Below are 23,576 nucleotides of genomic sequence, written 5' to 3' on the forward strand. Positions count from 1 at the left end.
GATCTGTGATTCTAGTTTTCTGGGAGGAAACCAATGAAGTTTTTCACCGCCGCCGCCGTCGCCCTGACCATGTCTGTCAGCGCAGGCGCAGTCTCTGCCGCATGTGATGATGGCGAAATCGTCATCAAGTTCAGCCACGTCACCAACACCGACAAGCACCCAAAAGGGATCGCCGCGTCGCTGCTGGAAACCCGTGTGAACGAAGAGATGAACGGCAAGGCCTGCATCGAAGTGTTCCCGAACTCGACACTTTATAACGATGATCAGGTGCTCGAAGCGCTGCTTCAGGGTGACGTTCAACTGGCCGCACCATCGCTGTCCAAGTTCGAGCAGTTCACCAAGCAGTTCCGCATTTTCGATCTGCCCTTCATGTTCAAGAACATCAACGCGGTGGATGAGTTCCAGAACTCCGAAACCGGTCAGGCAATGAAGGAAAGCATGACCCGCCGCGGTCTGCTGGGCCTCGCGTTCTGGCACAACGGCATGAAACAGATGTCGGCCAACAAGCCGCTGGAAAGCCCATCGGATGCCAATGGCCTGAAGTTCCGCGTGCAGAACTCTGACGTTCTGAAGGCCCAGATGGCTGCAATTGGTGGATCTCCACAACCGATGGCGTTCTCCGAGGTTTACGGCGCCCTGCAAACCGGCGTTGTGGATGGTCAGGAAAACACATGGTCCAACATCTACGGCAAGAAGTTCTTTGAGGTGCAGGACGGTGTGACCGAAACCAACCACGGCATCATCGACTATATGCTGGTGACTTCTTCTGACTGGTGGGACAGCCTGGATGCGGACGTCCGTGACCAGCTCGCCACCATCATCAAGGAAGTGACCGAAGCACGGAACGCGGAATCCACCAAGGTGAACGAAGACGCGAAAAACGCGATCATCGAAGCCGGCGGTGTGGTGCGCCAGCTGAGCGATGAACAGCGTGCCGAATGGGTGAGCGTGATGAAACCTGTTTGGGAGCAGTTCAAGGACGACGTCGGTCAGGAAAACATCGACGCGGCGCAGGCGATCAACGCCAAGCACTAAGCGTCAAACGCAGCCAGCCTTTGTCAAAGGGCTGGCTGCACGTTACCATTTTCACCGAAATTCAAGGCAAGTGGGGGGAACCACATGGCAACGCACGGGCAAGCCCAAAGCGGCCTAGGCCGCATTGTGAGTGAAATCGAAGAGACCGCAATTGCGCTGATCTTGGGATTGATGACCATCATCACCTTTATCAACGTGGTGCTGCGATACGGCTTTAACACAGGGATCATCTGGGGTCTTGAAGCGGTGACATTCCTGTTTGCCTGGCTGGTGCTGTTTGGCATGAGCTATGCGGTCAAGGTTACGGCGCACCTCGGGGTAGATGCGGTGATCAACCTCTTTAACGAAGGGCCGCGCAAGGTTCTGGCGGTGATTGCCGGGCTGATCTGTGTGATCTATGCGGGCCTGCTGATGAAAGGCGCATGGGATTACTGGGCGCCATTTGCCGGGCTGGATGCCACATCGGGGCGCTGGTTCCCGACAGGGTTTGAGAACAGCCGCGATCAGGCCTGGTACGAGGTGATCGACATCCCCGTGCCTGAATGGCTCCGCTTTATCGAGCCGATCATGAACGAGGGCGAAGCCTATGAAAAGCTGCCCCGTTTCATCCCGTATTTCATGCTGCCTTTCGGCGCGGCGCTGCTGTTGCTGCGCTTTGTGCAGGCGACATTGAAAGTCATCACCGGACGTCAAACCAGCCTGATTGTCAGCCACGAGGCTGAGGATGCGGTCGAAGACGTCAAACATATGAACGCGGAAGGATAAGATCATGGAAGTTGTGATCCTATTTACAATGGTTGTCGGTCTGATGTTGATCGGCGTGCCTATTGCCGTATCCTTGGGCCTGTCCTCGATCATTTTCCTGCTGGCGCTTTCTGATACTTCGATGGCGTCGATCGCCCAGACGTTCTTTCAGGCGATGGCGGGGCATTACACCCTGCTGGCGATCCCGTTCTTCATCCTTGCCTCTTCGTTCATGTCCACAGGCGGTGTGGCGCGCCGGATCATCCGGTTTTCCATCGCGCTGGTCGGGCATTTGCCCGGCGGTCTGGCAATTGCGGGCGTCTTTGCCTGTATGCTGTTTGCCGCGCTCAGCGGTTCATCCCCGGCCACCGTGGTTGCCATCGGGTCCATCGTGATCGCGGGCATGCGGCAGGTTGGCTATTCCAAGGAATTTGCCGCAGGCGTCATCGCCAACGCGGGGACGCTTGGCATCCTGATCCCGCCTTCCATCGTGATGGTTGTCTATGCATCCGCCACAGATGTGTCCGTAGGCCGGATGTTTCTTGCGGGCGTCATTCCGGGGCTGATGGCGGGCACCATGCTGATGGTGACGATCTACGCCATGGCCAAGATCAAGAACCTGCCCAAAGGCGAATGGCTGGGCTGGGGCGAGGTCTGGTCTTCGGGCCGCGAGGCCGGTTGGGGCCTGTTCCTGATCGTGATCATCCTTGGCGGTATCTATGGCGGCATCTTCACCCCGACCGAAGCGGCGGCGGTGGCAGCGGTCTATGCTTTTTTCATCGCCTCCTTTGTCTATCGTGACATGGGGCCGCTGCATCAGGCCGAAATGCCGCGCAACCTGTCGCTGATCGAAAAGCCGATGGCGCTGTTCACGGCCTTCTTTCACCGCGACACCCGCCACACGCTGTTTGAAGCGGGCAAACTGACGGTCACATTGATGTTCATCATCGCCAATGCGTTGATCCTCAAACATGTTCTGACGGACGAGCAGATCCCACAGCAAATTTCGGCGGCGATGCTGGATGCTGGCTTTGGGCCGATCATGTTCCTGGTCATTGTCAACGTGATCTTGCTGATCGGTGGCCAGTTTATGGAACCCTCTGGCCTGTTGGTCATCGTGGCGCCGCTGGTGTTCCCGATCGCGATCGAGCTGGGCGTGGATCCGATCCACCTTGGCATCATCATGGTGGTGAACATGGAGATCGGGATGATCACACCGCCGGTGGGGCTCAACCTCTTTGTGACCTCGGGCGTGGCGAACATGCCGATGATGTCCGTGGTGCGTGCGGCACTGCCGTTCCTTGCGGTGCTGTTCGTCTTCCTGATTATGGTGACCTACATCCCGATCCTCAGCACATGGTTGCCGACCATGATGATGGGGCCGGAGATCATCACCAACTAGGCGGGTGCGTGAGACAAGCAAAAGGGCGGTGCATCACCAGATGCGTCGCCCTTGGCTTATTCGCGCGGCCGCATTCAAACGCCTGAACGCAGCATGTCGCGGATCTTCACCGCCTTCTCAAAATGATCCAGCCGGTGCGTCTTGATCCACCACTCGGCCACCTCAAACAGTAATTCGGGGGTGTCGTTGCGGTTGGCAAAAAAGGCATAGAAGGACAGGCCGACCCCTTCGCCCTTTTTCGCGATCTTGTCGTCACAGATGGCGGCGGCTTTTGCGCGGAATGTCTTGTCCATCGGGGCCGCTCAGGAATTGGCCAGCGCCGCAATGATCGGCGCAAAATCCGACGCCTTAAGCGACGCTCCGCCAACCAATGCCCCGTCTACATTCTCGGCCCGAAAGATCACCTCGGCATTATCCGGTTTGACCGATCCGCCGTACAAGAGCGCAATGGCATCGCCAACCTCTGCGCCAAAGCGGGTGATCAGGCGGGCGCGGATGAAGTCATGCACCTCGATGATCTGCTCAAGCGTTGGTACCTTGCCCGTGCCGATGGCCCAGATCGGTTCATAGGCGATCACGGTGTTCGCGCCATCAGCGCCGTCCGGCAGTGATCCGGCCAATTGCCCGCCAATGATATCCAGCGTGTTGTTGGCGGCGCGATCCTCGCCGCTTTCGCCGATGCACACGATGGCCGTAAGACCAGCGCCCCAGGCACAGCGGGTCTTGGCGCGGATGTCGCTGTTGGTCTCTTCATGGGCGTCGCGGCGTTCGGAATGGCCGACAATGACAAAGCCTGCGCCGGTATCCGCGATCATCTCCGCAGAGATATCGCCGGTGAAGGCGCCCTTGGCCTGCATGTGACAATCCTGCGCCCCGATGGAGATGCCTTTTGGCGCAGCTTCCACGGCACGGAACAACAAGGGGGCAGGCGGACAAATCACCACTTCAGGCGCGGCTGCTGGCATGGCATTGGCCAACGCGTCCAGTTCGCTCAGCGCGGCAGCGGTGCCGTTCATCTTCCAGTTTCCGGCGGCAATTTTGCGGCGCATACATCCCTCATTTGTTGTTTTGCCCGTTGTTACCACCCGGCCCGATGCGAGGCAACGCAAGGCATCCCTTGACAGGGCTGTGTGCCTCGATGCTCATGGGCGAGGGGGGGATGTGTGATGATACCAAAGATTGATCTGGCCGCATTGACGGCAGGAGACAACGCCGCGCTTGAGGCGATGCAGGGTGCCGCGACGGATGTCGGCTTTGCCACCGTGTACAACACCGCGCTGACCGAGGCAAAGGTGTCAGAGGTGATCGAAACCTACCGCGCCTTTTTCAAGCTGCCTGATGCGCAAAAGGCTGCCTACGACATGGCCAAGACCGGATCCAATCGCGGCTGGGGCGCTGCGGCCTCTGAACAGGTGGACCCGGATGCCAACCCCGATTTCAAACAGGTGTTCGATTGCGGTCTGACACTGCCCGCGGACGATCCCCTGTTGGACAATCCGTTCTACGCGCCAAACCGCTGGCCGGATCAACCGGCGGCGTTTCAGGCCGTTGTGGGCGGCTATTATGAGGCCGCTTGCGTGGTCGCGATGGATGTTCTGCGCGGGGTGGCTGCGTCTATTGGCAAGCCACGCGACAGCTTTGACGATGCCTTTGAAAAACCCATGGCCCTGCTGCGCGGCAATTTTTATCCGACCCGTCCTGCGGATGCAGGTGCCAAGGATTTTGGCATTGCCACCCATACCGATTATGGCTGCCTGACCCTGCTGGCGGCAGATGGATCACCGGGGCTTGAGGTGCGCAAACGCGGAGGCGGCTGGATACCGGTTGCCGCGCCGCCGGGCGAATTTGTTATCAACTTTGGCGAGATGATGGAGTTTTGGAGCGGCGGAACCGTCAAAGCGACCCCGCACCGCGTTGTGGGCGGCAGCAACGAACGCATATCGGTGCCGATGTTCTTTAACCCCACCCATGACACCAATGTCGCCCCTGAGGCCAGTGATCAGGTGATCATGGCAGGCGATCACCTGACAAAGCGTTACAACGAAACCTACGTGCATCTGCAGAAAAAGTGACAGCACAGGCCCGATATGAGGCGGAAGTGCTGCGTGTCTGGGGGGATGCGCAGGACGGGGCGCATGATCTATGGCATTTGCGGCGGGTCTGGACGCTGTGCCAGCGGATCGCCGAGGAGCAGCGCGGTGCGAACCGGGATGTGCTGCTGGCCGCGGCGATTTTCCATGATGTGATCAACCTGCCAAAAGACCACCCAAACCGCGGGCAGGCCGCACGCTTGTCTGCCGATCACGCGGTGCAATTTCTGGCTCAGGACTTCGACGAAACCGCATTGGATGCCATCCATCACGCGATCCTTGCGCATAGTTTCTCCGCCAAGGTACCCGCCACCACACTGGAGGCGCAGATCTTGCAGGATGCGGACCGGTTGGAAGCATTGGGCGCCATCGGGATTGCCCGGTGTTTCAACGTTTCAGGCCAGATCGGGCGTGATCTGTTCGACGGGGCGGACCCTTTGGCAAGGGATCGCCCTTTGGACGACACCGCATTTGCGTTGGATCATTTTGAGGTGAAATTGTTCAAGGTCGCCGCGCAGCTTCATACCAAAACGGCCCGCGCAATCGCGGCAGATCGTATTGAATTTATGAAGAAGTTTCAGCGCAGACTTGCGACGGAAGTGTCGCCAGCCTAGTTCAACGCCGCCAGCGCCCGACGGCCCAGATCAAGCGCCAACTCACTGTCCTCCAGAGCGGCATCCGGCAGGGAATAGTAAGGCATCGAAGAGGCCGCGCCATCCTTGCGGGTGTAGGTCCATTTGACCGCACCCATCGCTTCGAGTTCATCTGAGAAGGCACCGCCGGTCGATTTGATCATGATCTGGCCATCCGAATGCAGAAGGGCAAAGATCACCCCTTCTGAATAGATCCCCATGCCGCCAAACATCCGGCGGGTGGTCAGATCCGGCAGCTCTTCAAACAGTTCGGTGGCAAAGGCGATATCACCCGCGCTCAGGCTCACTTGGCGAACAGGGTTTCGTCGAACTTGATCGACTCGCCGCAACCGCATGCCTCTGAAACATTGGGGTTGTTGAACTTGAATCCGGATTCCAACAGCGTGGTTTCATAGTCGATCTCGGTGCCGAACAAGAACATCTGCGCCATCGGTGCGATCATCACGCAGGCACCGTCCTGGGTGACAACCTCATCGTTGGGATCGGCCGTATCGACGTATTCCATGGTGTATTCCATGCCCGCACAGCCACCCTTTTTGACGCCGATCCGCAGGCCTGCATGGCCCGCCGATTTCATCAGCTTGGTGATTTGCGCTGCGGCCTTGGGTGTGATGGTAACGGCTTGCTTGCCGGGAATGCCGAACATGGTGTGATCTCCTGCTTGGCCTCAAGATAGGAGGCCCGATGCAATATCTCAAGCGGCGCGGGGCAAAGCTTTGCGCCTGTTACATAAAGCCCAGTTCGAGACGCGCCTCGTCAGACATCATGTCCATGCCCCATGGCGGCTCCCAGACCAGTTCCACATTGACCTGCTTCACACCGGGCAGGGGTTCCACCGCATCGGCCACCCAACCGGGCATTTCACCGGCGACAGGGCAACCGGGCGCTGTCAAAGACATCTTGATATCGACCTCGTTTTGGTCATTGATGTCGATGGTATAGATCAAACCCAATTCATAGATGTTGACAGGAATTTCAGGGTCATAGACCGAGCGGCAGGCCTCAACCACCTGTTCATACAAAGGATGATCGGTGCTGGACGGCGCAATCAGCGGCGTACCTTCAAGGGGTTGGGACTGGTCGGTCATATCTGCCTCGGTTCTGGTTCCTGAGTGTTTATATAGGGTTTAAGCGGGCAGGCGTCCATAGGGGCAAGCGGCAAGAACTGCGACAAATGGGGACGGAACGAGAAAATGAGCATGACGCAGCGGCCTCCGGCAAAGGTCTATGGGGACACCATCACCGATTCCACCCGTTGGCAGGCATTTGAGCCCCGCGATGGCGACATTGTGCTGTCTACGCCGCCCAAATCCGGAACGACCTGGATCCAGGCGATTTTGGCGCTGCTGATCTCCGGTGATCCCGAAGTAGACGCAAAACCCAGCCTGAATGCGCCCTGGATCGACATGAGCGCCCGCGACATTGCCGAAGTGATGGAGCGGCTGGAAGCCCAGACAGGGCGGCGGCAGGTGAAGTCACACACACCTTTTGACGGGCTGCCGATCTGGGAGGCGCTGCGCTATATCTGTGTCTACCGGCATCCGATTGACGTGCATTTCTCGTTTCGCCGCCATGTCGCCAATCTGGCGCATTCCGGCACTGGTGTCAGCTTTCCTGACGATCCGGTTGAGAGTTTTTATGAATTTTTGGACGCAGACCGTTTTGATGCGGCCAGTTTGCAGATGATTGTGGATCATTACCGCAGCGCATTGGCTTTGGAAGAGGAGGGCACCGGCAACCTGCTGCGCCTGCATTATGCGGATATGTGCCGTGACCCCGAAGAAGCGATCAGTCGCATCGCCGATCACATCGGCATCACGCATCCGGCCGCACTCATGGCACGGTTAGTTGAAGCCGCATCCTTTGCCAATATGAAAGCCAACGCCGTGCGGTTTGCACCGGGCGCTGGCGTTGGGTTCTGGCATGACGACGCCGGGTTTTTCGACACAGCGTCATCCAACAAGTGGGAAGGGGTACTATCAGACAAGGATCTGGCCGCCTATCGCGCCCGGATCGCTGGTATCCTGTCCCCGCAAGAACAGCGCTGGCTGGAGCAGGGCAGCGCCTCAGCCTGACTTGCGGCGGCGCACGGGCTGCGGTTTCACGCGCGCTTCGATCTCGTCATAAAGCTTGCCGACGATGTCTTTGCCCGTTGCCGTCTCGATCCCCTCAAAACCGGGGGAGGAGTTTACCTCAAGCACCTTTGGCCCGCTTTCCGAGCGCAGCAGATCAACGCCAGCCTTGCCCAGCCCAAAGGCCCGCGCCGCCCGCACGGCGGTTTCGCGTTCTTCCTTGGAGATGCGCACCACCTTGGCCGATCCGCCCCGATGCAGGTTCGACCGGAAATCCCCCTCGGCCCCGGTGCGTTTCATCGCGGCCACGACCTTGCCCGCGATCACCAGACAGCGGATATCCTCACCTGCGGCCTCTTTGACAAAATCCTGAACCAAAAAGTTAGCCTTGAGCCCGCGAAAGGCGTCGATCACGGATTCGGCGGCCTTTTTGGTTTCGGCCAGCACCACGCCCTTGCCTTGGGTGGATTCCAGCAGTTTCACGATCAGCGGCGCAGTGCCCACCAGCCCCATCAGGTTGGATGTGTCCTTGGGCGAGGCGGCAAAGGCGGTGGTCGGCATGCCGATTTTCTTGGAGGCCAAGACCTGATGCGCGTGCAGCTTGTCGCGGCTGGCGGTGATGCCGGCGCTGCCGTTCACACAATAGGTTCCGATGGTCTCAAACTGGCGGATGACAGCGGTGCCATAAGGCGTGATGGAGGCCCCGATGCGCGGGATCACGGCGTCATAGCGCGGCAGGCGTTTGCCATCATAATGCACCTCGGGGGCCATTGCATTGATCGCCATGTAACAGCGGGTCGTGTCGATCACCTCAACCACATGACCCCGCGCTTCGCCAACCTCGACAAGGCGGCGGGTAGAATAGTTGTTCTCACGGCTCAGCACGGCAATGCGCAGCGCCCGTTGCGGGGCGGTGCGGCGCACGGTGGCATCGTGATAGGCGTCATAGCTCAACTCTGGCTGCAAACGCCGTTCTGTGGCGGAAATGGAGATGTGATCGGCCAGCGCCTGACGGCCCAGGAGCATCCGGCTGGTCATACCGGCGCGGTTGGTCAGGGTGATCTCGATCGGCCATTGCTGATCGGCCACTGTCAGGGTGCTGGAAATTACGTAGCGTTGCTCGGATTCGCCGTTGGAAGATGTGACCTCGCGCCGGTCCACCAAAGGGGCAGAGCAGGTGATGACAATGTCTTCGCGTCCGGCAATGGGATGCACGTTAAAGCGCACCTTGGGTTTGGCAGCGGGGCCAAACACCTCGATGTCATGGGCATGCAGGGCAGAGGTGCGCGCACCCGTGTCCACTTTGGCCTTGATGGCAGGCAGCCCCAAATCCGGCAGTGCAACCCATTCTTCCCACCCAAAGACCAATTCTTCCATCAACGTATCCTTTTGTTTTATTGAATACGCAGAGGTATCAGGCCGCCCCAGCGCGCACAAGCAGCCTGTTGATCAACTCAGTTGTCGTTGACGTCCTTGGTGACTATACGTGCGCCGCTTGATTGTTTGCGAAAGCCCAGGCGCAGGACGATCCAGCCAATCAGCGACAACACCGCAAAGAGGGCGAGCAGGGCCGGAACGTTGATGCCCGGTGCCAACAGAACCACCCCAACCATCGCCAAGGCGCCCAGTCCGAAACCCAGAAATATGAACCCCGGCGCCAGCAGTTCAACCACGCCAAGGGCCAGCGCGATGCAGATCCAGACCCACCAAAGCGACAGATAGTCCGCCATTATCCGCGTCCTTTCAGCAGTTTGAACGCATCACCGAAGGCTTCCAGCGCCTGCGCGGGCACAAAGACCGTCTGGTTGCCATCGCTCTTACCTAGAATGCTCATTGCTTCGACCTGTTTAAGCGCGATCTGGTACTGCGCCGCCTCCAACCCGTTCTCGTTGATCGCGGTGGCAACAACCTGGGTGGCGTAGGCCTCGGCCTCGGCCAATACCCGGCGTGCCTTGGCTGTCTGTTCGGAGGCATAAAGTTCGGCGTCGGCGGCCAGTTCAACCGCGCGTTTGGACCCTTCGGCCTCGGTCACCTGCGCACGGCGGGCACGTTCGGCGTTCAGCTGTTGCATCATCGCGGCGCGGGTGGCGGCATCAAGGTTCACGTCCAGAATTTCGGCGCGGGTCACTTCGATGCCCCAATCGTCTACGGCGTCCTCGACACTGGATTTGATGGTGGTGATCAATTGGCTGCGGTTGGCCTGCACCTCGTCCAGATCCATCTTGCCGATCTCGGCCCGCACGATACCGGCCACAGTGGTGGAGATCGCACTGTCCACATCGCGGATCCGGTAGACCGTCTTTTCCGGCTCGGTGATCCGGTAGAACACCGAGGTGTCCACCTGAACCAGCACGTTGTCGCGGGTGATCGCGTCCTGACTGGCAGTGGGCAATTGACGCTCAAGGATCGAGATTTTATGGGCAATCTTGTCAATGAAAGGCACGATCATGTTGATCCCCGGCCCAAGCACAGAGCGCAACCGGCCAAAGCGTTCGACAACGTGTTGTTCGGACTGCGGAACAATCTTGACAGCCTTGACGATCAGAATGACGACCAATGCGGCCAGCAGAAGCCACGCGAGATTGGTCTCCAAGGCGTTGATCAACAGTTGTTCAATATCCACTTAGCATACCCTTTTGGTTGAAACTTACCCTTCTATTTGTGCATTTTGCGTCCTGATTGCAAGTTTTGCAGGCTGGGTGTATCGCCAGCAATCAGATCACAAGGATGGCCGCGATGACCCGTATCACTTTTGAAAAACAAGCGCAGGATGGCAAGGCGCGGCGCGGGGTGATCCGCACCACAAGGGGCGACATCCAGACCCCGGCGTTCATGCCTGTTGGCACCGCCGCAACGGTCAAGGCGATGATGCCCGAAAGCGTGGCGGCAACGGGGGCCGATATCCTGCTGGGCAACACCTATCACCTGATGCTGCGCCCCACGGCAGAGCGGGTGGCGGCCTTGGGCGGTTTGCACAAATTCATGAATTGGTCCGGCCCGATCCTGACCGACAGCGGCGGGTTTCAGGTGATGAGCCTTGCAGGCCTGCGCAAGCTGACGGAAAAGGGCGTGACCTTCAAAAGCCACATCGACGGGTCCAAGCACGAGATCACGCCGGAACGTTCGATGGAAATTCAGGCGCTTTTGGGCAGCGACATCGTGATGTGTTTTGACGAATGCCCCGCATTGCCTGCGGATCGGGACCGGATTGCCTCCAGCATGGAATTGTCGATGCGGTGGGCGCGGCGATCCAAGGATGCCTTTGGCGACCGTCCCGGTCATGCGCTCTTTGGAATTCAGCAAGGCGGATTGGAAGAAGACCTGCGGGCCCAAAGTGCGCAGGCGCTGCGTGAAATCGAATTTGACGGTTACGCGGTTGGTGGATTGGCCGTGGGCGAGGGGCAGGAGGCGATGTTTGGTTGCCTTGATTTCGCGCCCGATCAATTGCCAGAAGACAAGCCGCGTTACCTGATGGGGGTGGGAAAGCCCGATGACATCGTCGGCGCGGTGGCGCGCGGCATCGACATGATGGATTGCGTGCTGCCGTCCCGGTCCGGGCGTACGGGGCAGGTGTTCACGCGTCACGGCGTGCTGAACATCAAGAACGCGCGGCATCAGGATGATCCGCGCCCCCTCGATGAAAACTGCAGCTGCCCGGCCTGCCGGAACTATTCACGGGCCTATCTGCACCACGTGTTCCGCAGTCAGGAAATCATCAGCTCCATGCTGCTGACATGGCACAATCTACATTACTATCAGGATATTATGGCAGGTATGCGCGAGGCGATCGCGGGCGGAACTTTTGCCGCATGGCAGGCGGATTTCCATGCCGGTCGCGCCCAGGGAGACATTGACCCCCTGTGACGCATTTCTGAGTGCCGGTCAGGCCAGACGCAATTCCGGCTTTGCAGAGGTGTCCTCGTTGCCCTGTGCACGGTCCAGATCGGCGGCGTCAGAGGACAACAGGCCAACCAGCTCGTCCGTGGTCAGGGCCGTGCAGAATTCCCCGTGCATGGAAGCGACAGCCATATCATGCACCAGTTCCGGATCGTGGTCCTTGCCGTTCCGATCAATTCGGTTGCAGGTCGCGCAGGCGTCATGGGCGAGATAGACGTCAAACCCCATGTTTCCGGCCATGCGTACGGTGGTCTCTACACAGAAGTTGGTAAAGTAACCGGCCACGACCAGGCGCTGAATACCGGCCCGGCGCAGATCAACCTCCAGCGAGGTGCCGATAAAGCCCGAGTTCACGTCCTTGTTGACGATGATATCGCCTTCGGCGGTTTCAAGGCCATCAAGCTGTGCGCCGCCCGGCAGCGAAAACTTGAGCGGGCTGTCCGGCTCAATGGAATCGTGGCGGGTAAAGGCGCAGCGGCGTCCGGCGGTGCGGAAACTGCGCAGCAATTGAACCAGTTTCTCCTGACAATCAGGGTTGTTCATCCGGCCCGTTGGCCCGCCCCAATGGCTTAGGGTGTGCACGCCCTTTTGAACGTCGATCAGCAGCAAGGCGGTGTCTGCTCCGAATTTTTTGATCATTGGAAAATTCTCCTTTTTTCGCCGCAAACCAACCATACGGGAAATTCCCTGTCACCCGTGACGACCGACAAAATTTGGCATGTTCGCGCCATCTGCCGTGCGCTGGCCGTTTTATTTAGTGATCAATTTGCGCAAAACCGTGGTTGCCACTGCCCGCACAGCAGGTGATGATGCGCCAAAGCCCCGTTAAGGGATTGAAACAGGCGGATCAGGTATACATATCTGGTTCTGAACAGGAGACGGCAGAGGTTGCCTACTGAGGAACCTGCACCGTCTTGCTAGAATAAGGAAAGAGCATGTTAGAGCCTTTGAACGCGTCCTACCCCGTTTTGCCGCTGCGCGATATTGTGGTGTTCCCCCATATGATTGTGCCGCTGTTTGTGGGCCGCGAGAAATCTGTACGCGCCCTCGAAGAGGTGATGGCAGACGACAAACAAATCCTGCTGTCCAGCCAGATCGATCCCGGTGATGATGATCCTGATACCGATGGTATCTTCAAGGCTGGCGTGTTGGCCAATGTGCTGCAACTGCTGAAACTGCCCGATGGCACGGTCAAGGTACTGGTCGAAGGTCAGGCGCGTGTGCGTATCACAGAATACCTTGAAAATGATGACTTTTTCGAAGCCCGCGCCGAATATCTGACGGAAATGCCGGGCGATGCGGCCACCACCGAAGCCTTGCTGCGGTCGGTCGCGGATGAGTTTGAGCGTTACGCCAAGGTCAAGAAAAACGTGCCCGATGAGGCGCTTGCCGCCGTGGGCGAAACGGCAGAGCCTGCACGCCTGGCCGACCTTGTGGCGGGCCATCTGGGCATCGAAGTGGAACAAAAGCAGGATCTGCTGGAAACGCTGTCCGTGTCCGAGCGGCTTGAGAAAGTTTACGGTCTGATGCAGGGCGAAATGTCCGTCCTGCAGGTTGAGAAAAAGATCAAAACCCGCGTGAAATCCCAGATGGAGCGGACCCAGCGCGAGTACTATCTGAACGAACAGATGAAGGCGATCCAGCAAGAGCTGGGGGATGGCGAAGACGGCAAAAACGAAGTTGCCGAACTCGAAGCCAAGATCGCCGAGACCAAGCTCAGCAAAGAGGCCAAGGAGAAGGCTGAAGCCGAGCTGAAAAAGCTTAAGAACATGAGCCCGATGTCCGCCGAGGCAACGGTTGTGCGCAACTATCTGGACTGGATGTTGTCGATCCCATGGGGCGTCAAATCCCGTGTGAAAAAGGATCTTGGCCGCGCTCAAACCGTGCTGGACGATGATCATTATGGTCTGGAAAAGGTCAAGGAACGGATCGTCGAATATCTCGCGGTGCAGCAGCGCTCCTCCAAGATGAAAGGCCCGATCATGTGCCTTGTCGGCCCTCCGGGTGTTGGTAAAACATCGCTGGGCAAATCTGTGGCCAAAGCGACGGGGCGTGAGTTTATCCGCATCAGCCTGGGCGGCGTGCGCGATGAAAGCGAGATCCGCGGTCACCGCCGGACCTACATCGGCTCGATGCCCGGCAAGATCATCCAGGCGCTGAAAAAAGCCAAGACCACCAACCCGCTTATCCTCTTGGACGAGATCGACAAGATGGGGCAGGACTTCCGTGGCGATCCGGCCTCGGCCATGCTCGAAGTGCTTGATCCGGAACAGAACTCCACCTTTGTGGATCACTATATGGAGGTCGAGTATGACCTCTCGAACGTGATGTTCCTGACCACCTCCAACAGCTACAACATGCCTGGCCCATTGCTGGACCGGATGGAGATTATCCCGCTGTCCGGCTACACCGAGGACGAAAAGCGCGAGATCGCCAAACAGCATCTGGTGCAAAAGCAGATCAAGAACCACGGTCTTAAGGCCAAGGAATTCCAGATCGAGGATTCCGCGCTGACCGACATCATCCGCTATTACACCCGCGAGGCGGGCGTGCGGAATCTGGAGCGTGAAATCGCCAAGGTGGCGCGTAAGTCGCTGACCAAAATCATTAAGAAAGAGGCAGACGCTGTGGTGGTTTCTGCCGACAATCTTGATGAATTCCTTGGTGTACGTAAACACCGCTATGGTCTGGCTGAAAAAGAAGACCAAGTGGGCGTTGTGACCGGTCTGGCCTACACGTCGGTGGGCGGTGAGCTTCTCCAGATCGAAGCATTGCGCCTGCCGGGCAAGGGCCGGATGAAAACCACGGGTAAGCTGGGCGATGTGATGAAAGAAAGCATCGACGCGGCCAGTTCCTATGTGCGCTCCATCTCGCCGCAGATCGGGGTCAAGCCGCCGAAGTTCGACGCGCTGGACATCCACGTGCACGTGCCCGATGGGGCAACGCCAAAGGATGGCCCATCGGCGGGTCTCGCCATGGTCACCTCCATTGTTTCAGTCCTGACGCAGATCCCTGTGCGCAAAGATATCGCCATGACGGGTGAAGTGTCCCTGCGCGGAAATGCGATGCCCATTGGCGGGCTCAAGGAGAAACTGCTTGCGGCCCTGCGCGGCGGGATCACCACGGTTCTGATCCCGACCGAGAATGAAAAAGACCTGCCGGATATCCCCGACAACGTCAAAGAGGGGCTGACCATCATTCCGGTCAGCCATGTCTCCGAGGTGCTGGAGCAAGCCTTGGTGTCAAAGCCTGAGGCGATTGAATGGGATCAAGAGGCCGAAGATGCCGCCGCAGCGGCTGCGGTGGCCCCCAAATCCGGAGCAGGGGACAGCGCGACCGCGCATTGATCCCGATGTGTTCCAAGTAAACGAAAAAAGCGCCCTGTGACACCAGGGCGCTTTTCTTTTGCTGGTGGTTTGATCCTAAAGATCAGTCGCCAAGTGCCGGAATGGCCAGCAGAACTGCCAGCATGGCAACCATGGCGGTGCCGCTGCTGCTGCCCTCTGCATCGGTAACAACCACTGGCTCTTCGACAACGGGATCGGCAAGCGATCCGGCCTGTGCCGCAGATGTAAATGTGGCCGCCGCCAGGGCAACCGCGCAAATTGTGCTTTTCTTCATCATTTTTCCCCAAGTCTGAAACACCGCCCCATGTTACCGACAATGCCGCGCCGAGCAAGGGATACTGGCTTAATTCATCAATATCTGGTATCGGTAAACACAACGATAACAACCTATCAACGGGGCAAACTGAGCATGACATCATCCAAGCCTGCGAAAGCAGTGACAAAATCCGCCGCAAGCGCGGCGAAACCGGCCGTCAAGAAAACCCTGGCAAAAGCCGCGCCGCCGATATCAGCGGTTGCCGGAAAAACGCCCATTTCAGCCAAAACCGCCACGCCAGCGATCGTAGACGCGCCGCAACCTGTGGTGCTTGGTCCGATGTTGCGCAAAAAAGAGCTGATCGAAAAAGTTGTCGACCGGGCCGGCATCAAAAAGAAAGACGCAAAGCCGGTGATTGAGGCCATGCTTGCAGTGCTTGGCGAGGCGCTCACTGAGCATCGCGAGATCAATCTGCCGGACCTGGGCCGTATCAAGGTGCGTAAGGAAAAGATGCTGCCCAACGGCCGTGTGATGATCACCAAGATCCGTCAACCCCTTGGCAGCACGACCAAAAAAACGCCTGACACCTCTGAATAGATCCCGCGCGGCCAATTTTTCCAACTCGGCCCTTGCAAGGCCGGGCCCAATTGGCTACTCCGCCGCGCAAGGGTGATTAGCTCAGTGGTAGAGCGCTTCGTTCACATCGAAGATGTCAGGAGTTCAAATCTCTTATCACCCACCATCTTTCCTTGGTTGTCTTTTCTAGATAAGCCTTACAAGGCTGTTGGCCTGACCGACGTCCGTCCGCTACGCGGCCAGTCTGGGTCCGGAGTTCAAATCTCTTATCACCCACCATTCCCTTCCCGCCGTTTCTGATGCATCAAACGGGCATCAATTCTTAACGGCATATGTCATGACAAAAAACTATCCGAAAATCTGGTTCCTGCGCCACGGGCAGACAGAGTGGAATCGCGAATTCCGCCTGCAGGGGCAGTTGGATTCGCCGCTGACCCAACAAGGCCAAGCCGAAGCGGCGCGGCAGGCCAGGATCATGCCGGAAATTTTGGCCCAGAACCCGGCCATCTATGCCTCGCCCCTCGGGCGGGTCCGCCAAACGGCGCAGATCGCATTAGGCGATGTGCCGCGGCAGGAAGATGCGCGGTTGATGGAAATTCACGCGGGCAAATGGCAGGGGATGACTCGCACCGAAATTCTGGCTGACCGTCCCGAATGGGCCGCGCAATCGCCCACGCCGCTTGAGATCTACGAGGCGGCCGACGGGGGGGAGGGGCTGGCCGCCTTTCATGCCCGGATTGTCGATTTTCTGAACGATCTTACCGGACCAAGCGTGATTGTGGCCCATGGTCTGTTGGGGCAGGTGCTGCGGGCGGAGGTTTGCGGGTTGCCCATCGATCAGGCGGGCAATCTGTCGAACTTGCAAGGCTGCGTCTATCTCCTTGAAAACGGTCAGGAAACGGTGCTTGAGGCGCCGGAGTGAACTCTGCGCCGCCGCTCTATATTCTGCGCCACGGCGAGACAGAATGGAATGCAACGGGCCGGTTGCAGGGGCGGTTTGATTCGCCCTTGACCAAGGCCGGGCGTGCACAAGCCGAGGCGCAAAGAGAGATCCTGCAAGCCAATGATCTGACCGGTTTTTCCGCCATCAGCAGCCCGCAGGGCCGCGCGGTGCAAACCGCTCGCATTGCCTGCGCGGGCCTCATCGATCCCATTGCAACCGACCCCGCGTTGAGCGAAATCAGCCTCGGCGATTGGGCGGGCGGCATCCGCGCAGATCTGATCCAAAGCTCCGGCGCGAGTGATGGTTTTGACCTTTACGAACTGGCCCCCAACGGCGAAGGGTTTGCCGCCCTGCATGCCCGCTGCCACCGCTTTCTAAGCGGCCTGACCGGCCCAGCTGTGTTGATCACCCATGGCATCACATCGCGTATGCTGCGGCTGATCCTGACGGGCCGCCCGATCAGAGATCTGCGCGATATGGCGGGCGGGCAGGGCGTTGTTTTTTACCTTGAGAACGGAAAACAAAAAAGGTTGGATTTAGGGGCTTGAACCCCCCTTCGACCTTGCGCTAAGAGAGCGCACGGCGGGTCGTTAGCTCAGTTGGTAGAGCGCTTCGTTTACACCGAAGATGTCGGGAGTTCGAGCCTCTCACGACCCACCATTTTCCCTCTTCTTTTGTCGTGTCTTATTCATTCAGTTAGCAAAGCTGACCGAACTTGTCAGATGTCGGGTATGAGCCCATAGGAGACGTTGATAAGATAAAATGAGGGTCACGCCCAACGCTGGGTGCGTGGGGTTTTTTAGGATGATGGTTCTGGGTCCAAAGATACTGTCAGATATAGCGCATGAATTGCCAAATCGGAGATTTGGCAGCGCCCGAACCGCCCCGTTTTGCCAAAGGCAAACCTACGGTTTGACGGGGCGGGCGCTTTGCTGCCTGCCCCTCGGTTCGGGCGCGACGGCACTTTATGGGCAGCTTCGTCCACAAAGCCGACATTGGCTTCCGCTTCTTCGCTTTACCCGCGCAAACCTGAATGCGGGCAATCGTCATCTCTCATCCCTTTCAAATGTCGGTATGAGTATGATCGAACAACCGCAGTCAGGCCCAAATCCTAGATTTCAGTTATTGGACTTTCTGGCGCAAAACTGCGGTGTGCATCCTGTCCCTTTGCGGAAAGAATGGATGAAATGGGATTGATCGGCATAGGACCAGACCACCCTTCGGTTCAGGGCTTGCCGCAAAGCGGTGTGGAATGTTGATCTTTGGCGATACCTGCCCCCACAAGGAGGGTCATTTACAACGTCGCACCGCCTGGTCAAACTTTCTTCATAAATCTGCATTTTTGCGGCTTGACCCTGTGCCCATGCAGCCATAGAACCACCAAGCGCTTCGGGGGAACCTGAGGTCGCAGCAGCGGGCGGTTGTAGCTCAGTTGGTTAGAGTGCCGGCCTGTCACGCCGGAGGTCGCGGGTTCGAGCCCCGTCAACCGCGCCATTGCTGCTTGAAAAAGGGTCCTCTTTGAGGGCCCTTTTTTCTTGGCTGATTTCTTTGACAAATTTCCGTGCAAACGCGCTTGACGGCCCTGCGCAACTCTCTTATGTCGCTCCTCACGCGGTTGTAGCTCAGCTGGTTAGAGTGCCGGCCTGTCACGCCGGAGGTCGCGGGTTCGAGCCCCGTCAACCGCGCCACTATCCTGAAATAGGGTCCTCGCCAGAGGGCCCTTTTTTCGTTTCAGGTCAGGGTGTTGCAGCGGTGAGGAATGCCAACAGCGCCTGGGTGGTTTCCTGTGGATATTCATCAACAAAGAAATGCCCGCCCGGCACCGGCGCGGCGGTGATATTGCGCAAACGGCCCTTCCATGTGGCAGGTACGTCATAAGCTTTGCCCATCGCGCCATCCGCGCCATACATCACCAGCGCGGGGCAGGTGACCTGCCGGTCCAGATCCGCCGCGTCGAGGGCAAAATCATGATCCAGCGCGGCGCGGTAGTCGGCGCACATGCCCCGGATCGCCTCGGGGTCGCGCCATGCGTCGCGATAGGCGTCCAGCGCGGCTGGGTCGAAATCGGACAGCTTGGTTGCACCCCATCCCTTCAGGCAGCTCTCGAAATAGGCGTCAGGGTCATTGCCGATCATGGTTTCGGGAAACGGCGCGGGCTGAGCGAGAAAAAACCAGTGATAATAAGCGCGTGCCACCTGCTGCGACAGTTGATCAAGCAGCAGATGGGTCGGCACGATATCCATCACCGTCAGGCTTTGCACCGCGTCAGGGGCATCCAGTGCCATCCGGTGCGCCGTGCGCCCGCCACGATCATGACCGACAAGGTGAAACCGATCAAACCCCAGATCGCGCATCAGCGCCAGGGGATCGGCGGCCATATGGCGAAAGCTGTAGTTTTCGGTGCCCTGCGGCTTGCCGCTTTGGCCATAGCCGCGCAGATCGGGGGCAATCACTGTGAACCGCGCCGCCAATGCAGGGGCCACCGCGTGCCACATGGCATGGGTCTGCGGAAAACCATGCAGCAGCAACAGCGGCGGCCCGTCACCGCCCCGTGCATAATGAACCAGCTGCCCGTTGGCGGTCACGGTCTGGCTTTCGAACCCTTGAATAATGGTCATCTATGCGGCCTTTCCCTGTTGGACTTTCACAGCTTACAAACCAAATCGCGCAGGTGTAAGAGGGGGCATGACCAGCGCCGTGACACATCCCGCAAGACTGGGCATTCTTTGCATGGTGGCGGGGATGTTCTTTATTTCTATCAATGACATGCTGATCAAATCACTGTCCGGAGGATACCCCCTGCACGAGCTGGTTTTGCTGCGCTCGGCGGTTGGGATCGGGTTCAGCTTTGTGCTGTTGCAGATCGAAGGCGGGGTGAAATTGCTGCGCACCGGGCGTTATGGCCTGCATCTGCTGCGGGCGCTGTTGGTGGTTTTTGCCAATTCGGCCCTTTACGCGGCGATTGTCGCGATGCCGCTGGCAATGGCCAATGCGCTGTATTTCGTTGCGCCGCTGTTTGTGACCTTGCTGTCCATTCCGGTGCTGGGCGAACAGGTTGGCGCACGGCGGATGACGGCCGTGGCAATCGGGTTTGGCGGTGTCTTGCTGATGATGGCCCCGCAGATCGCCAGGGGGGAGGGCGGTCTGGGCTGGCTTGTGGTGCTGCCGGTTCTGGCGGCGGCGGGATACGCCAGCATGTCGGTGCTGACCCGCAAACTGGGCCAGACCAGCCGCGCCTCGGCGTTGGCGATCCAGATGCAATTTGCCTTTGTCTGTGTCAGTCTGGTGATGTTTTTTGCCGTGGGCGACGGGCGCTTTGTCGATGAAAACACCAATGATAGCATGCGGTTCCTGCTGCGGGAGTGGATCTGGCCGGAAACGGCGGATCTGTTGCCCATCACAGGGTTGGGATGCCTGTCCGCGGTGGTGGGGTACCTGATGACCCAAGCCTACCGCCTCAGCCGCGCCTCGGCCGTTGCGCCATTTGAATATATCCTGCTGATCTTTTCGCTGTTCTGGGGCTGGATGGTGTTTGGCGAATGGCCGGAAAACAGCGTGTTCCTCGGGGCGGCGGTGGTGATCGGGTCCGGGGTCTATGTGTTTGTGCGAGAGGGCCGCAAGCCACCGACACGGCGGGCTTAGGAGGCGAAGGTTGGCTGTGCGGCCCGAGTTGCCCCTAATATGCCACCGCGCCCGAGCAGGGGGGCAGTTTCACCGCCCCCCTCGCATCAGCTCAATGCGTCCAGAATACGCGCCCAGGACCGGATCCCTTTGTGAAAGCTCTCCATGTCGTATTTCTCATTCGGGGAATGGATCGCGTCGTCGTCTTTGCCAAAGCCCACCAGCATCGGTTCGGTGCCAAGGATCTGTTGGAAGTGACCGGCAATCGGGATCGACCCGCCGCAGCCGATATAGGCGGCCGGGATTTGCCATTCGTCTGACAGCGCCTTGCGCGCCGCTTCGAACATATCGCCAGATGTGTCCGCGCCCGATGCCTGGCTGGCGCCGTGACCGTTGAATTCGACCTCATAGTCGGCGGGCAGGGCATCGCGCACCATTTGCCGGAAGCTTTCGCGGATCGCCAGCGGATCCTGATCGCCCACAAGGCGGAAACTGATCTTGGCATGGGCCTTGGATGGCAGCACGGTCTTGAACCCGTCACCGGTATAGCCGCCCCAGATCCCGTTCACGTCACAGGTGGGCCGCGACCAGATCATCTCAAGCGGGGTGCGGTCCTGCTCGCCTGCGGGCTGTGACAGGCCAACATCACCAAGGAAGGTTTCATGATCAAAGGCGAGGCCCTGCCATTGCGCTTCCAACTCGTCGGACAATTCCGGCACGCCATCATAAAACCCCGGCACGGTGATGCGGCCGGTGTCATCATGCAGGGATGCAATGATCCCGCTCAGCACCCGGATGGGGTTCATCGCGATGCCGCCGTACATGCCCGAATGCAGGTCCATCGTGGGGCCGGTCAGGGTCAGTTCCTCACCCAGAAGCCCGCGCAGCATGGTGACGATGGCGGGGGTCTTGGATTCGAACAGACCGGTGTCACAGATCAGGGCGATATCTGTCTTCAGCTCTTCTGCGTTCTCTTTCATGAAGGGCACAAGGGAGGGCGAGCCGGATTCCTCTTCGCCCTCAAGGAAAAAGGTGATCCGGCAAGGCCAGTCACCCTTGACCGCTTTCCATGCGCGCAAGGCTTCGACAAAGGTCATCAACTGGCCCTTGTCATCGGACGATCCGCGCCCGCGGATCACCCGGCCCTTGGCGGTGTCCTCAATCTGCGGGTCAAACGGGTCATTGTCCCACAGATCCAGCGGATCTACCGGCTGCACATCATAGTGGCCGTAAAACAGCAGATGCGGGCCGCTGTCGCCCACATGGCCCACCACCATCGGATGGCCCGGTGTCGGGCGTTTGGAGGCATCAATGCCCAGCCCTTGCAGGTCCGCCACCAGCCAATCGGCGGCGCGGTCGCAATCGGCCTTGAACGCCGGATCGGTGGAAATCGACGGAATGCGCAACAGATCCAGCAGCCGGTCGGTGGCTTCGGGCAGGTCGGCGTCAATACGCGCAAGGACATCATCAAGGGACATCGGTCACTCCAGTTTTGTTTGGTTTTGCCGGACCGTATCAGGCCGCTGCCCAGTGTCCAGAGGCAGGGCGCGGGATCAGGCGCCTTGGCGTTTTGCCGCGCGGCTGGACCATTGCGCCACCAGAAAGACAGCAAGCGCCGCGCCGGCAAACCCAAGCACCAGAGGAGTGACATTGCCGGTGTAGATTTCGCTGATCACAAAGCCGACCGGGATCGCGATGGCGGTGGACAATGCACCAATGACCGCTGCGCCGAGGCCTGCCATATGGCCAAGTGGCTCCATCGCCAGGGCATTGAGATTGCCAAACAGCAGCCCCATGCAGAAAAAGGTGACCATCAGCCACGCCATGAACAAGGCGAAAGGTGGCAACCCCCCCTGCGCCAAGATAAACGCCGCAAAGGCAGAGGCCGACGCCACAACCACACAAAGCGCGATATTGGACAAAAACCGCATGCCCCAGCGCTCCACCAAGGCCGAGTTCAGGATCGAAGCCGCCCCGATGGCCAGAGCGGCAGCGCCAAACCAAAGGGCAAAGGCCTCTCCCTTGTCATAGCTGTTTTGAAAGATCTGCTGCGCAAGGCTCAGGTAGGCCAGAAACGGTCCAAAGATGATGCCGCTGCAAAGGGTAAACCCGATGGCCGCTGGGGTGCGGATGATTTCGGCGATGCCGCCTGCAATGTTACGCAGCGACAGAACCCGCCGGTCTTCAGGCATCAGGGTTTCGGGCTGGCGCAATGAAAACCAGACCCATGTGATCCCCGCCATTGCGAGCAACATGGCAAAAGTGGCCCGCCATCCCGACAGCGAAATCAGCAACTGGCCAATGGCGGGGGCAATCGCGGGCACAATGATAAAGACCGCCATTACAAAGGACATGATCCGCGCCATCGCGCGCCCTTCATAGCCGTCGCGCACAACCGCCACCGCCACAATGCGCGGTCCTGCCATGCCCAGCCCTTGCAGCAAACGGCCCAGCAACAGCATCTCGAACGAGCCTGCAAAAAGACAAAGCAGAGTGCCAAGACAGAACATCAGATACCCGCCATGGATCACAGGGTGGCGGCCATAGCTGTCTGACAGGGGACCAACAACCAGTTGTCCCAGTGCAAAACCGGCAAAGAGAACCGAAATGACCAGATGCCCCTTACCAGGATCATCCTGACCCAATTCAAGGGGAATCAGCGACAATGCAGGCAGCATCACATCCGTTGTCATCGCCACGAGCGAGATCATCAAAGCGGTCAGGACAATAAATTCGGGGCGGGAGGGCACAGTGTTCATGTCCGTCCTTTCGCCCAATTACAGACCCGCAACAACCACAATCGACACCCCACGCCACGTCAACGACGCATGTTGATCCAGATCAAGGCTGCGACATCGGGTGCTTCTATAAAGCATTGAATAGCTGAATACGTTTCTGTATTCGTTCTAAATACCCCTTACGGGCGTCAGGCGCCTTGCT

Annotated in this window: 25 protein-coding genes and 4 tRNA genes; 16 read left to right on the forward strand and 13 right to left on the reverse strand. The window is 58.7% G+C overall.

The window, feature by feature from the left end:
- Positions 1–33: 33 nt before the first annotated feature.
- The 3 genes from JNX03_RS03265 to JNX03_RS03275 all read left to right on the forward strand — a co-directional run bounded on the left by JNX03_RS03265 (position 34) and on the right by JNX03_RS03275 (position 3,181).
- Positions 34–1,035 (forward strand): DctP family TRAP transporter solute-binding subunit, encoded by a 1,002-nt coding sequence (locus JNX03_RS03265; RefSeq protein WP_203211022.1) that lies wholly within the window; start codon positions 34–36, stop codon positions 1,033–1,035.
- Between the two features lie 84 nt (positions 1,036–1,119).
- Positions 1,120–1,800, forward strand: coding sequence for a TRAP transporter small permease (locus JNX03_RS03270; RefSeq protein WP_203211023.1), 681 nt, complete (start codon positions 1,120–1,122; stop codon positions 1,798–1,800).
- 4 nt (positions 1,801–1,804) lie between these two features.
- Positions 1,805–3,181: a TRAP transporter large permease gene (locus tag JNX03_RS03275; RefSeq protein WP_203211024.1), complete on the forward strand. Its 1,377-nt coding sequence runs from the start codon at positions 1,805–1,807 to the stop codon at positions 3,179–3,181.
- 74 nt (positions 3,182–3,255) lie between these two features.
- Here JNX03_RS03275 and JNX03_RS03280 read toward each other — a convergent pair whose 3' ends face one another.
- Together JNX03_RS03280 and tpiA are read right to left on the reverse strand one after the other, a co-directional pair.
- On the reverse strand, positions 3,256–3,474 hold the full coding sequence (locus tag JNX03_RS03280) for a DUF6500 family protein (RefSeq protein ID WP_203211025.1): 219 nt from the start codon (positions 3,472–3,474) through the stop codon (positions 3,256–3,258).
- 9 nt (positions 3,475–3,483) lie between these two features.
- On the reverse strand, positions 3,484–4,230 hold the full coding sequence (gene tpiA, locus JNX03_RS03285; protein ID WP_203211026.1) for a triose-phosphate isomerase: 747 nt from the start codon (positions 4,228–4,230) through the stop codon (positions 3,484–3,486).
- 117 nt (positions 4,231–4,347) lie between these two features.
- Here tpiA and JNX03_RS03290 point away from each other — a divergent pair, with 117 nt between their 5' ends.
- Positions 4,348–5,253: an isopenicillin N synthase family dioxygenase gene (locus tag JNX03_RS03290; RefSeq protein ID WP_203211027.1), complete on the forward strand. Its 906-nt coding sequence runs from the start codon at positions 4,348–4,350 to the stop codon at positions 5,251–5,253.
- Entirely contained in the window at positions 5,250–5,885 is a 636-nt protein-coding gene (locus JNX03_RS03295; RefSeq protein ID WP_203211028.1) for an HD domain-containing protein, read from the forward strand. Before JNX03_RS03290 ends, JNX03_RS03295 begins: the two co-directional genes overlap by 4 nt.
- Here the strand turns inward: JNX03_RS03295 and JNX03_RS03300 are convergent.
- The 3 genes from JNX03_RS03300 to JNX03_RS03310 all read right to left on the reverse strand — a co-directional run bounded on the left by JNX03_RS03300 (position 5,882) and on the right by JNX03_RS03310 (position 7,012).
- Positions 5,882–6,211 (reverse strand): TfoX/Sxy family protein, encoded by a 330-nt coding sequence (locus JNX03_RS03300; RefSeq protein ID WP_203211029.1) that lies wholly within the window; start codon positions 6,209–6,211, stop codon positions 5,882–5,884. The genes JNX03_RS03295 and JNX03_RS03300 overlap by 4 nt on opposite strands.
- On the reverse strand, positions 6,208–6,570 hold the full coding sequence (locus JNX03_RS03305; protein WP_203211030.1) for a HesB/IscA family protein: 363 nt from the start codon (positions 6,568–6,570) through the stop codon (positions 6,208–6,210). Before JNX03_RS03305 ends, JNX03_RS03300 begins: the two co-directional genes overlap by 4 nt.
- A 79-nt stretch (positions 6,571–6,649) precedes the next feature.
- A complete protein-coding gene (locus JNX03_RS03310) occupies positions 6,650–7,012 on the reverse strand; it encodes an SUF system Fe-S cluster assembly protein (RefSeq protein ID WP_025048257.1) in 363 nt (120 codons plus the stop codon).
- A 105-nt stretch (positions 7,013–7,117) separates the two neighbouring features.
- Between JNX03_RS03310 and JNX03_RS03315 the strand changes: the two genes are divergently transcribed.
- Entirely contained in the window at positions 7,118–7,999 is an 882-nt protein-coding gene (locus JNX03_RS03315; protein ID WP_203211031.1) for a sulfotransferase domain-containing protein, read from the forward strand.
- Here JNX03_RS03315 and rimK read toward each other — a convergent pair.
- From rimK to JNX03_RS03330, 3 genes are all read right to left on the reverse strand, one after another.
- The gene (gene rimK / locus JNX03_RS03320) at positions 7,991–9,373 is read right to left on the reverse strand and encodes a 30S ribosomal protein S6--L-glutamate ligase (protein WP_203211032.1); all 1,383 of its coding nucleotides are present in this window, start codon (positions 9,371–9,373) and stop codon (positions 7,991–7,993) included. The genes JNX03_RS03315 and rimK overlap by 9 nt on opposite strands.
- 77 nt (positions 9,374–9,450) lie before the next feature.
- Positions 9,451–9,726: an NfeD family protein gene (locus JNX03_RS03325; protein ID WP_203211033.1), complete on the reverse strand. Its 276-nt coding sequence runs from the start codon at positions 9,724–9,726 to the stop codon at positions 9,451–9,453.
- Positions 9,726–10,619 (reverse strand): SPFH domain-containing protein, encoded by an 894-nt coding sequence (locus JNX03_RS03330; protein WP_203211034.1) that lies wholly within the window; start codon positions 10,617–10,619, stop codon positions 9,726–9,728. The genes JNX03_RS03325 and JNX03_RS03330 overlap by 1 nt, the downstream gene beginning before the upstream one ends.
- 113 nt (positions 10,620–10,732) lie before the next feature.
- Between JNX03_RS03330 and tgt the strand changes: the two genes are divergently transcribed.
- A complete protein-coding gene (gene tgt / locus JNX03_RS03335; protein ID WP_203211035.1) occupies positions 10,733–11,860 on the forward strand; it encodes a tRNA guanosine(34) transglycosylase Tgt in 1,128 nt (375 codons plus the stop codon).
- 18 nt (positions 11,861–11,878) lie between these two features.
- Here tgt and JNX03_RS03340 read toward each other — a convergent pair whose 3' ends face one another.
- The gene (locus JNX03_RS03340; protein ID WP_203211036.1) at positions 11,879–12,532 is read right to left on the reverse strand and encodes an isochorismatase family protein; all 654 of its coding nucleotides are present in this window, start codon (positions 12,530–12,532) and stop codon (positions 11,879–11,881) included.
- 296 nt (positions 12,533–12,828) lie between these two features.
- On the opposite strand from JNX03_RS03340, the gene lon reads away from it, so the two are divergent.
- Positions 12,829–15,240, forward strand: coding sequence for an endopeptidase La (lon, locus tag JNX03_RS03345; protein ID WP_203211037.1), 2,412 nt, complete (start codon positions 12,829–12,831; stop codon positions 15,238–15,240).
- An 82-nt stretch (positions 15,241–15,322) separates the two neighbouring features.
- Here the strand turns inward: lon and JNX03_RS03350 are convergent, their stop codons facing one another.
- Entirely contained in the window at positions 15,323–15,514 is a 192-nt protein-coding gene (locus tag JNX03_RS03350) for a hypothetical protein (RefSeq protein WP_203211038.1), read from the reverse strand.
- Positions 15,515–15,649: 135 nt separating this feature from the next.
- On the opposite strand from JNX03_RS03350, the gene JNX03_RS03355 reads away from it, so the two are divergent.
- The 7 genes from JNX03_RS03355 to JNX03_RS03385 all read left to right on the forward strand — a co-directional run bounded on the left by JNX03_RS03355 (position 15,650) and on the right by JNX03_RS03385 (position 18,703).
- Positions 15,650–16,093, forward strand: coding sequence for an HU family DNA-binding protein (locus JNX03_RS03355; RefSeq protein ID WP_203211039.1), 444 nt, complete (start codon positions 15,650–15,652; stop codon positions 16,091–16,093).
- Positions 16,094–16,163: 70 nt separating this feature from the next.
- A tRNA-Val gene (locus JNX03_RS03360) sits at positions 16,164–16,238 on the forward strand.
- Positions 16,239–16,409: 171 nt separating this feature from the next.
- Positions 16,410–16,994: a histidine phosphatase family protein gene (locus JNX03_RS03365; RefSeq protein ID WP_203211040.1), complete on the forward strand. Its 585-nt coding sequence runs from the start codon at positions 16,410–16,412 to the stop codon at positions 16,992–16,994.
- A complete protein-coding gene (locus tag JNX03_RS03370) occupies positions 16,991–17,563 on the forward strand; it encodes a histidine phosphatase family protein (protein WP_203211041.1) in 573 nt (190 codons plus the stop codon). The genes JNX03_RS03365 and JNX03_RS03370 overlap by 4 nt, the downstream gene beginning before the upstream one ends.
- 36 nt (positions 17,564–17,599) lie before the next feature.
- Positions 17,600–17,675, forward strand: a tRNA-Val gene (locus JNX03_RS03375).
- A 757-nt stretch (positions 17,676–18,432) separates the two neighbouring features.
- Positions 18,433–18,509: transfer RNA gene (locus JNX03_RS03380), tRNA-Asp, on the forward strand.
- Positions 18,510–18,626: 117 nt separating this feature from the next.
- Positions 18,627–18,703, forward strand: a tRNA-Asp gene (locus JNX03_RS03385).
- 48 nt (positions 18,704–18,751) lie between these two features.
- On the opposite strand, the gene JNX03_RS03390 is transcribed toward JNX03_RS03385, so the two are convergent.
- Positions 18,752–19,633, reverse strand: a complete 882-nt coding sequence (locus JNX03_RS03390) for an alpha/beta fold hydrolase (RefSeq protein WP_203211042.1) — start codon at positions 19,631–19,633, stop codon at positions 18,752–18,754.
- Between the two features lie 67 nt (positions 19,634–19,700).
- On the opposite strand from JNX03_RS03390, the gene JNX03_RS03395 reads away from it, so the two are divergent.
- The gene (locus tag JNX03_RS03395; RefSeq protein WP_203211043.1) at positions 19,701–20,657 is read left to right on the forward strand and encodes a DMT family transporter; all 957 of its coding nucleotides are present in this window, start codon (positions 19,701–19,703) and stop codon (positions 20,655–20,657) included.
- Between the two features lie 86 nt (positions 20,658–20,743).
- On the opposite strand, the gene JNX03_RS03400 is transcribed toward JNX03_RS03395, so the two are convergent.
- Both JNX03_RS03400 and JNX03_RS03405 read right to left on the reverse strand, forming a co-directional pair.
- Positions 20,744–22,114: a M20/M25/M40 family metallo-hydrolase gene (locus tag JNX03_RS03400; RefSeq protein ID WP_203211044.1), complete on the reverse strand. Its 1,371-nt coding sequence runs from the start codon at positions 22,112–22,114 to the stop codon at positions 20,744–20,746.
- Between the two features lie 75 nt (positions 22,115–22,189).
- Positions 22,190–23,395, reverse strand: coding sequence for a multidrug effflux MFS transporter (locus JNX03_RS03405; protein WP_203211045.1), 1,206 nt, complete (start codon positions 23,393–23,395; stop codon positions 22,190–22,192).
- Between the last annotated feature and the right edge of the window lie 181 nt (positions 23,396–23,576).

The sequence above is a fragment of the Sulfitobacter mediterraneus genome (genome assembly GCF_016801775.1).
Classification (GTDB): domain Bacteria; phylum Pseudomonadota; class Alphaproteobacteria; order Rhodobacterales; family Rhodobacteraceae; genus Sulfitobacter; species Sulfitobacter mediterraneus_A.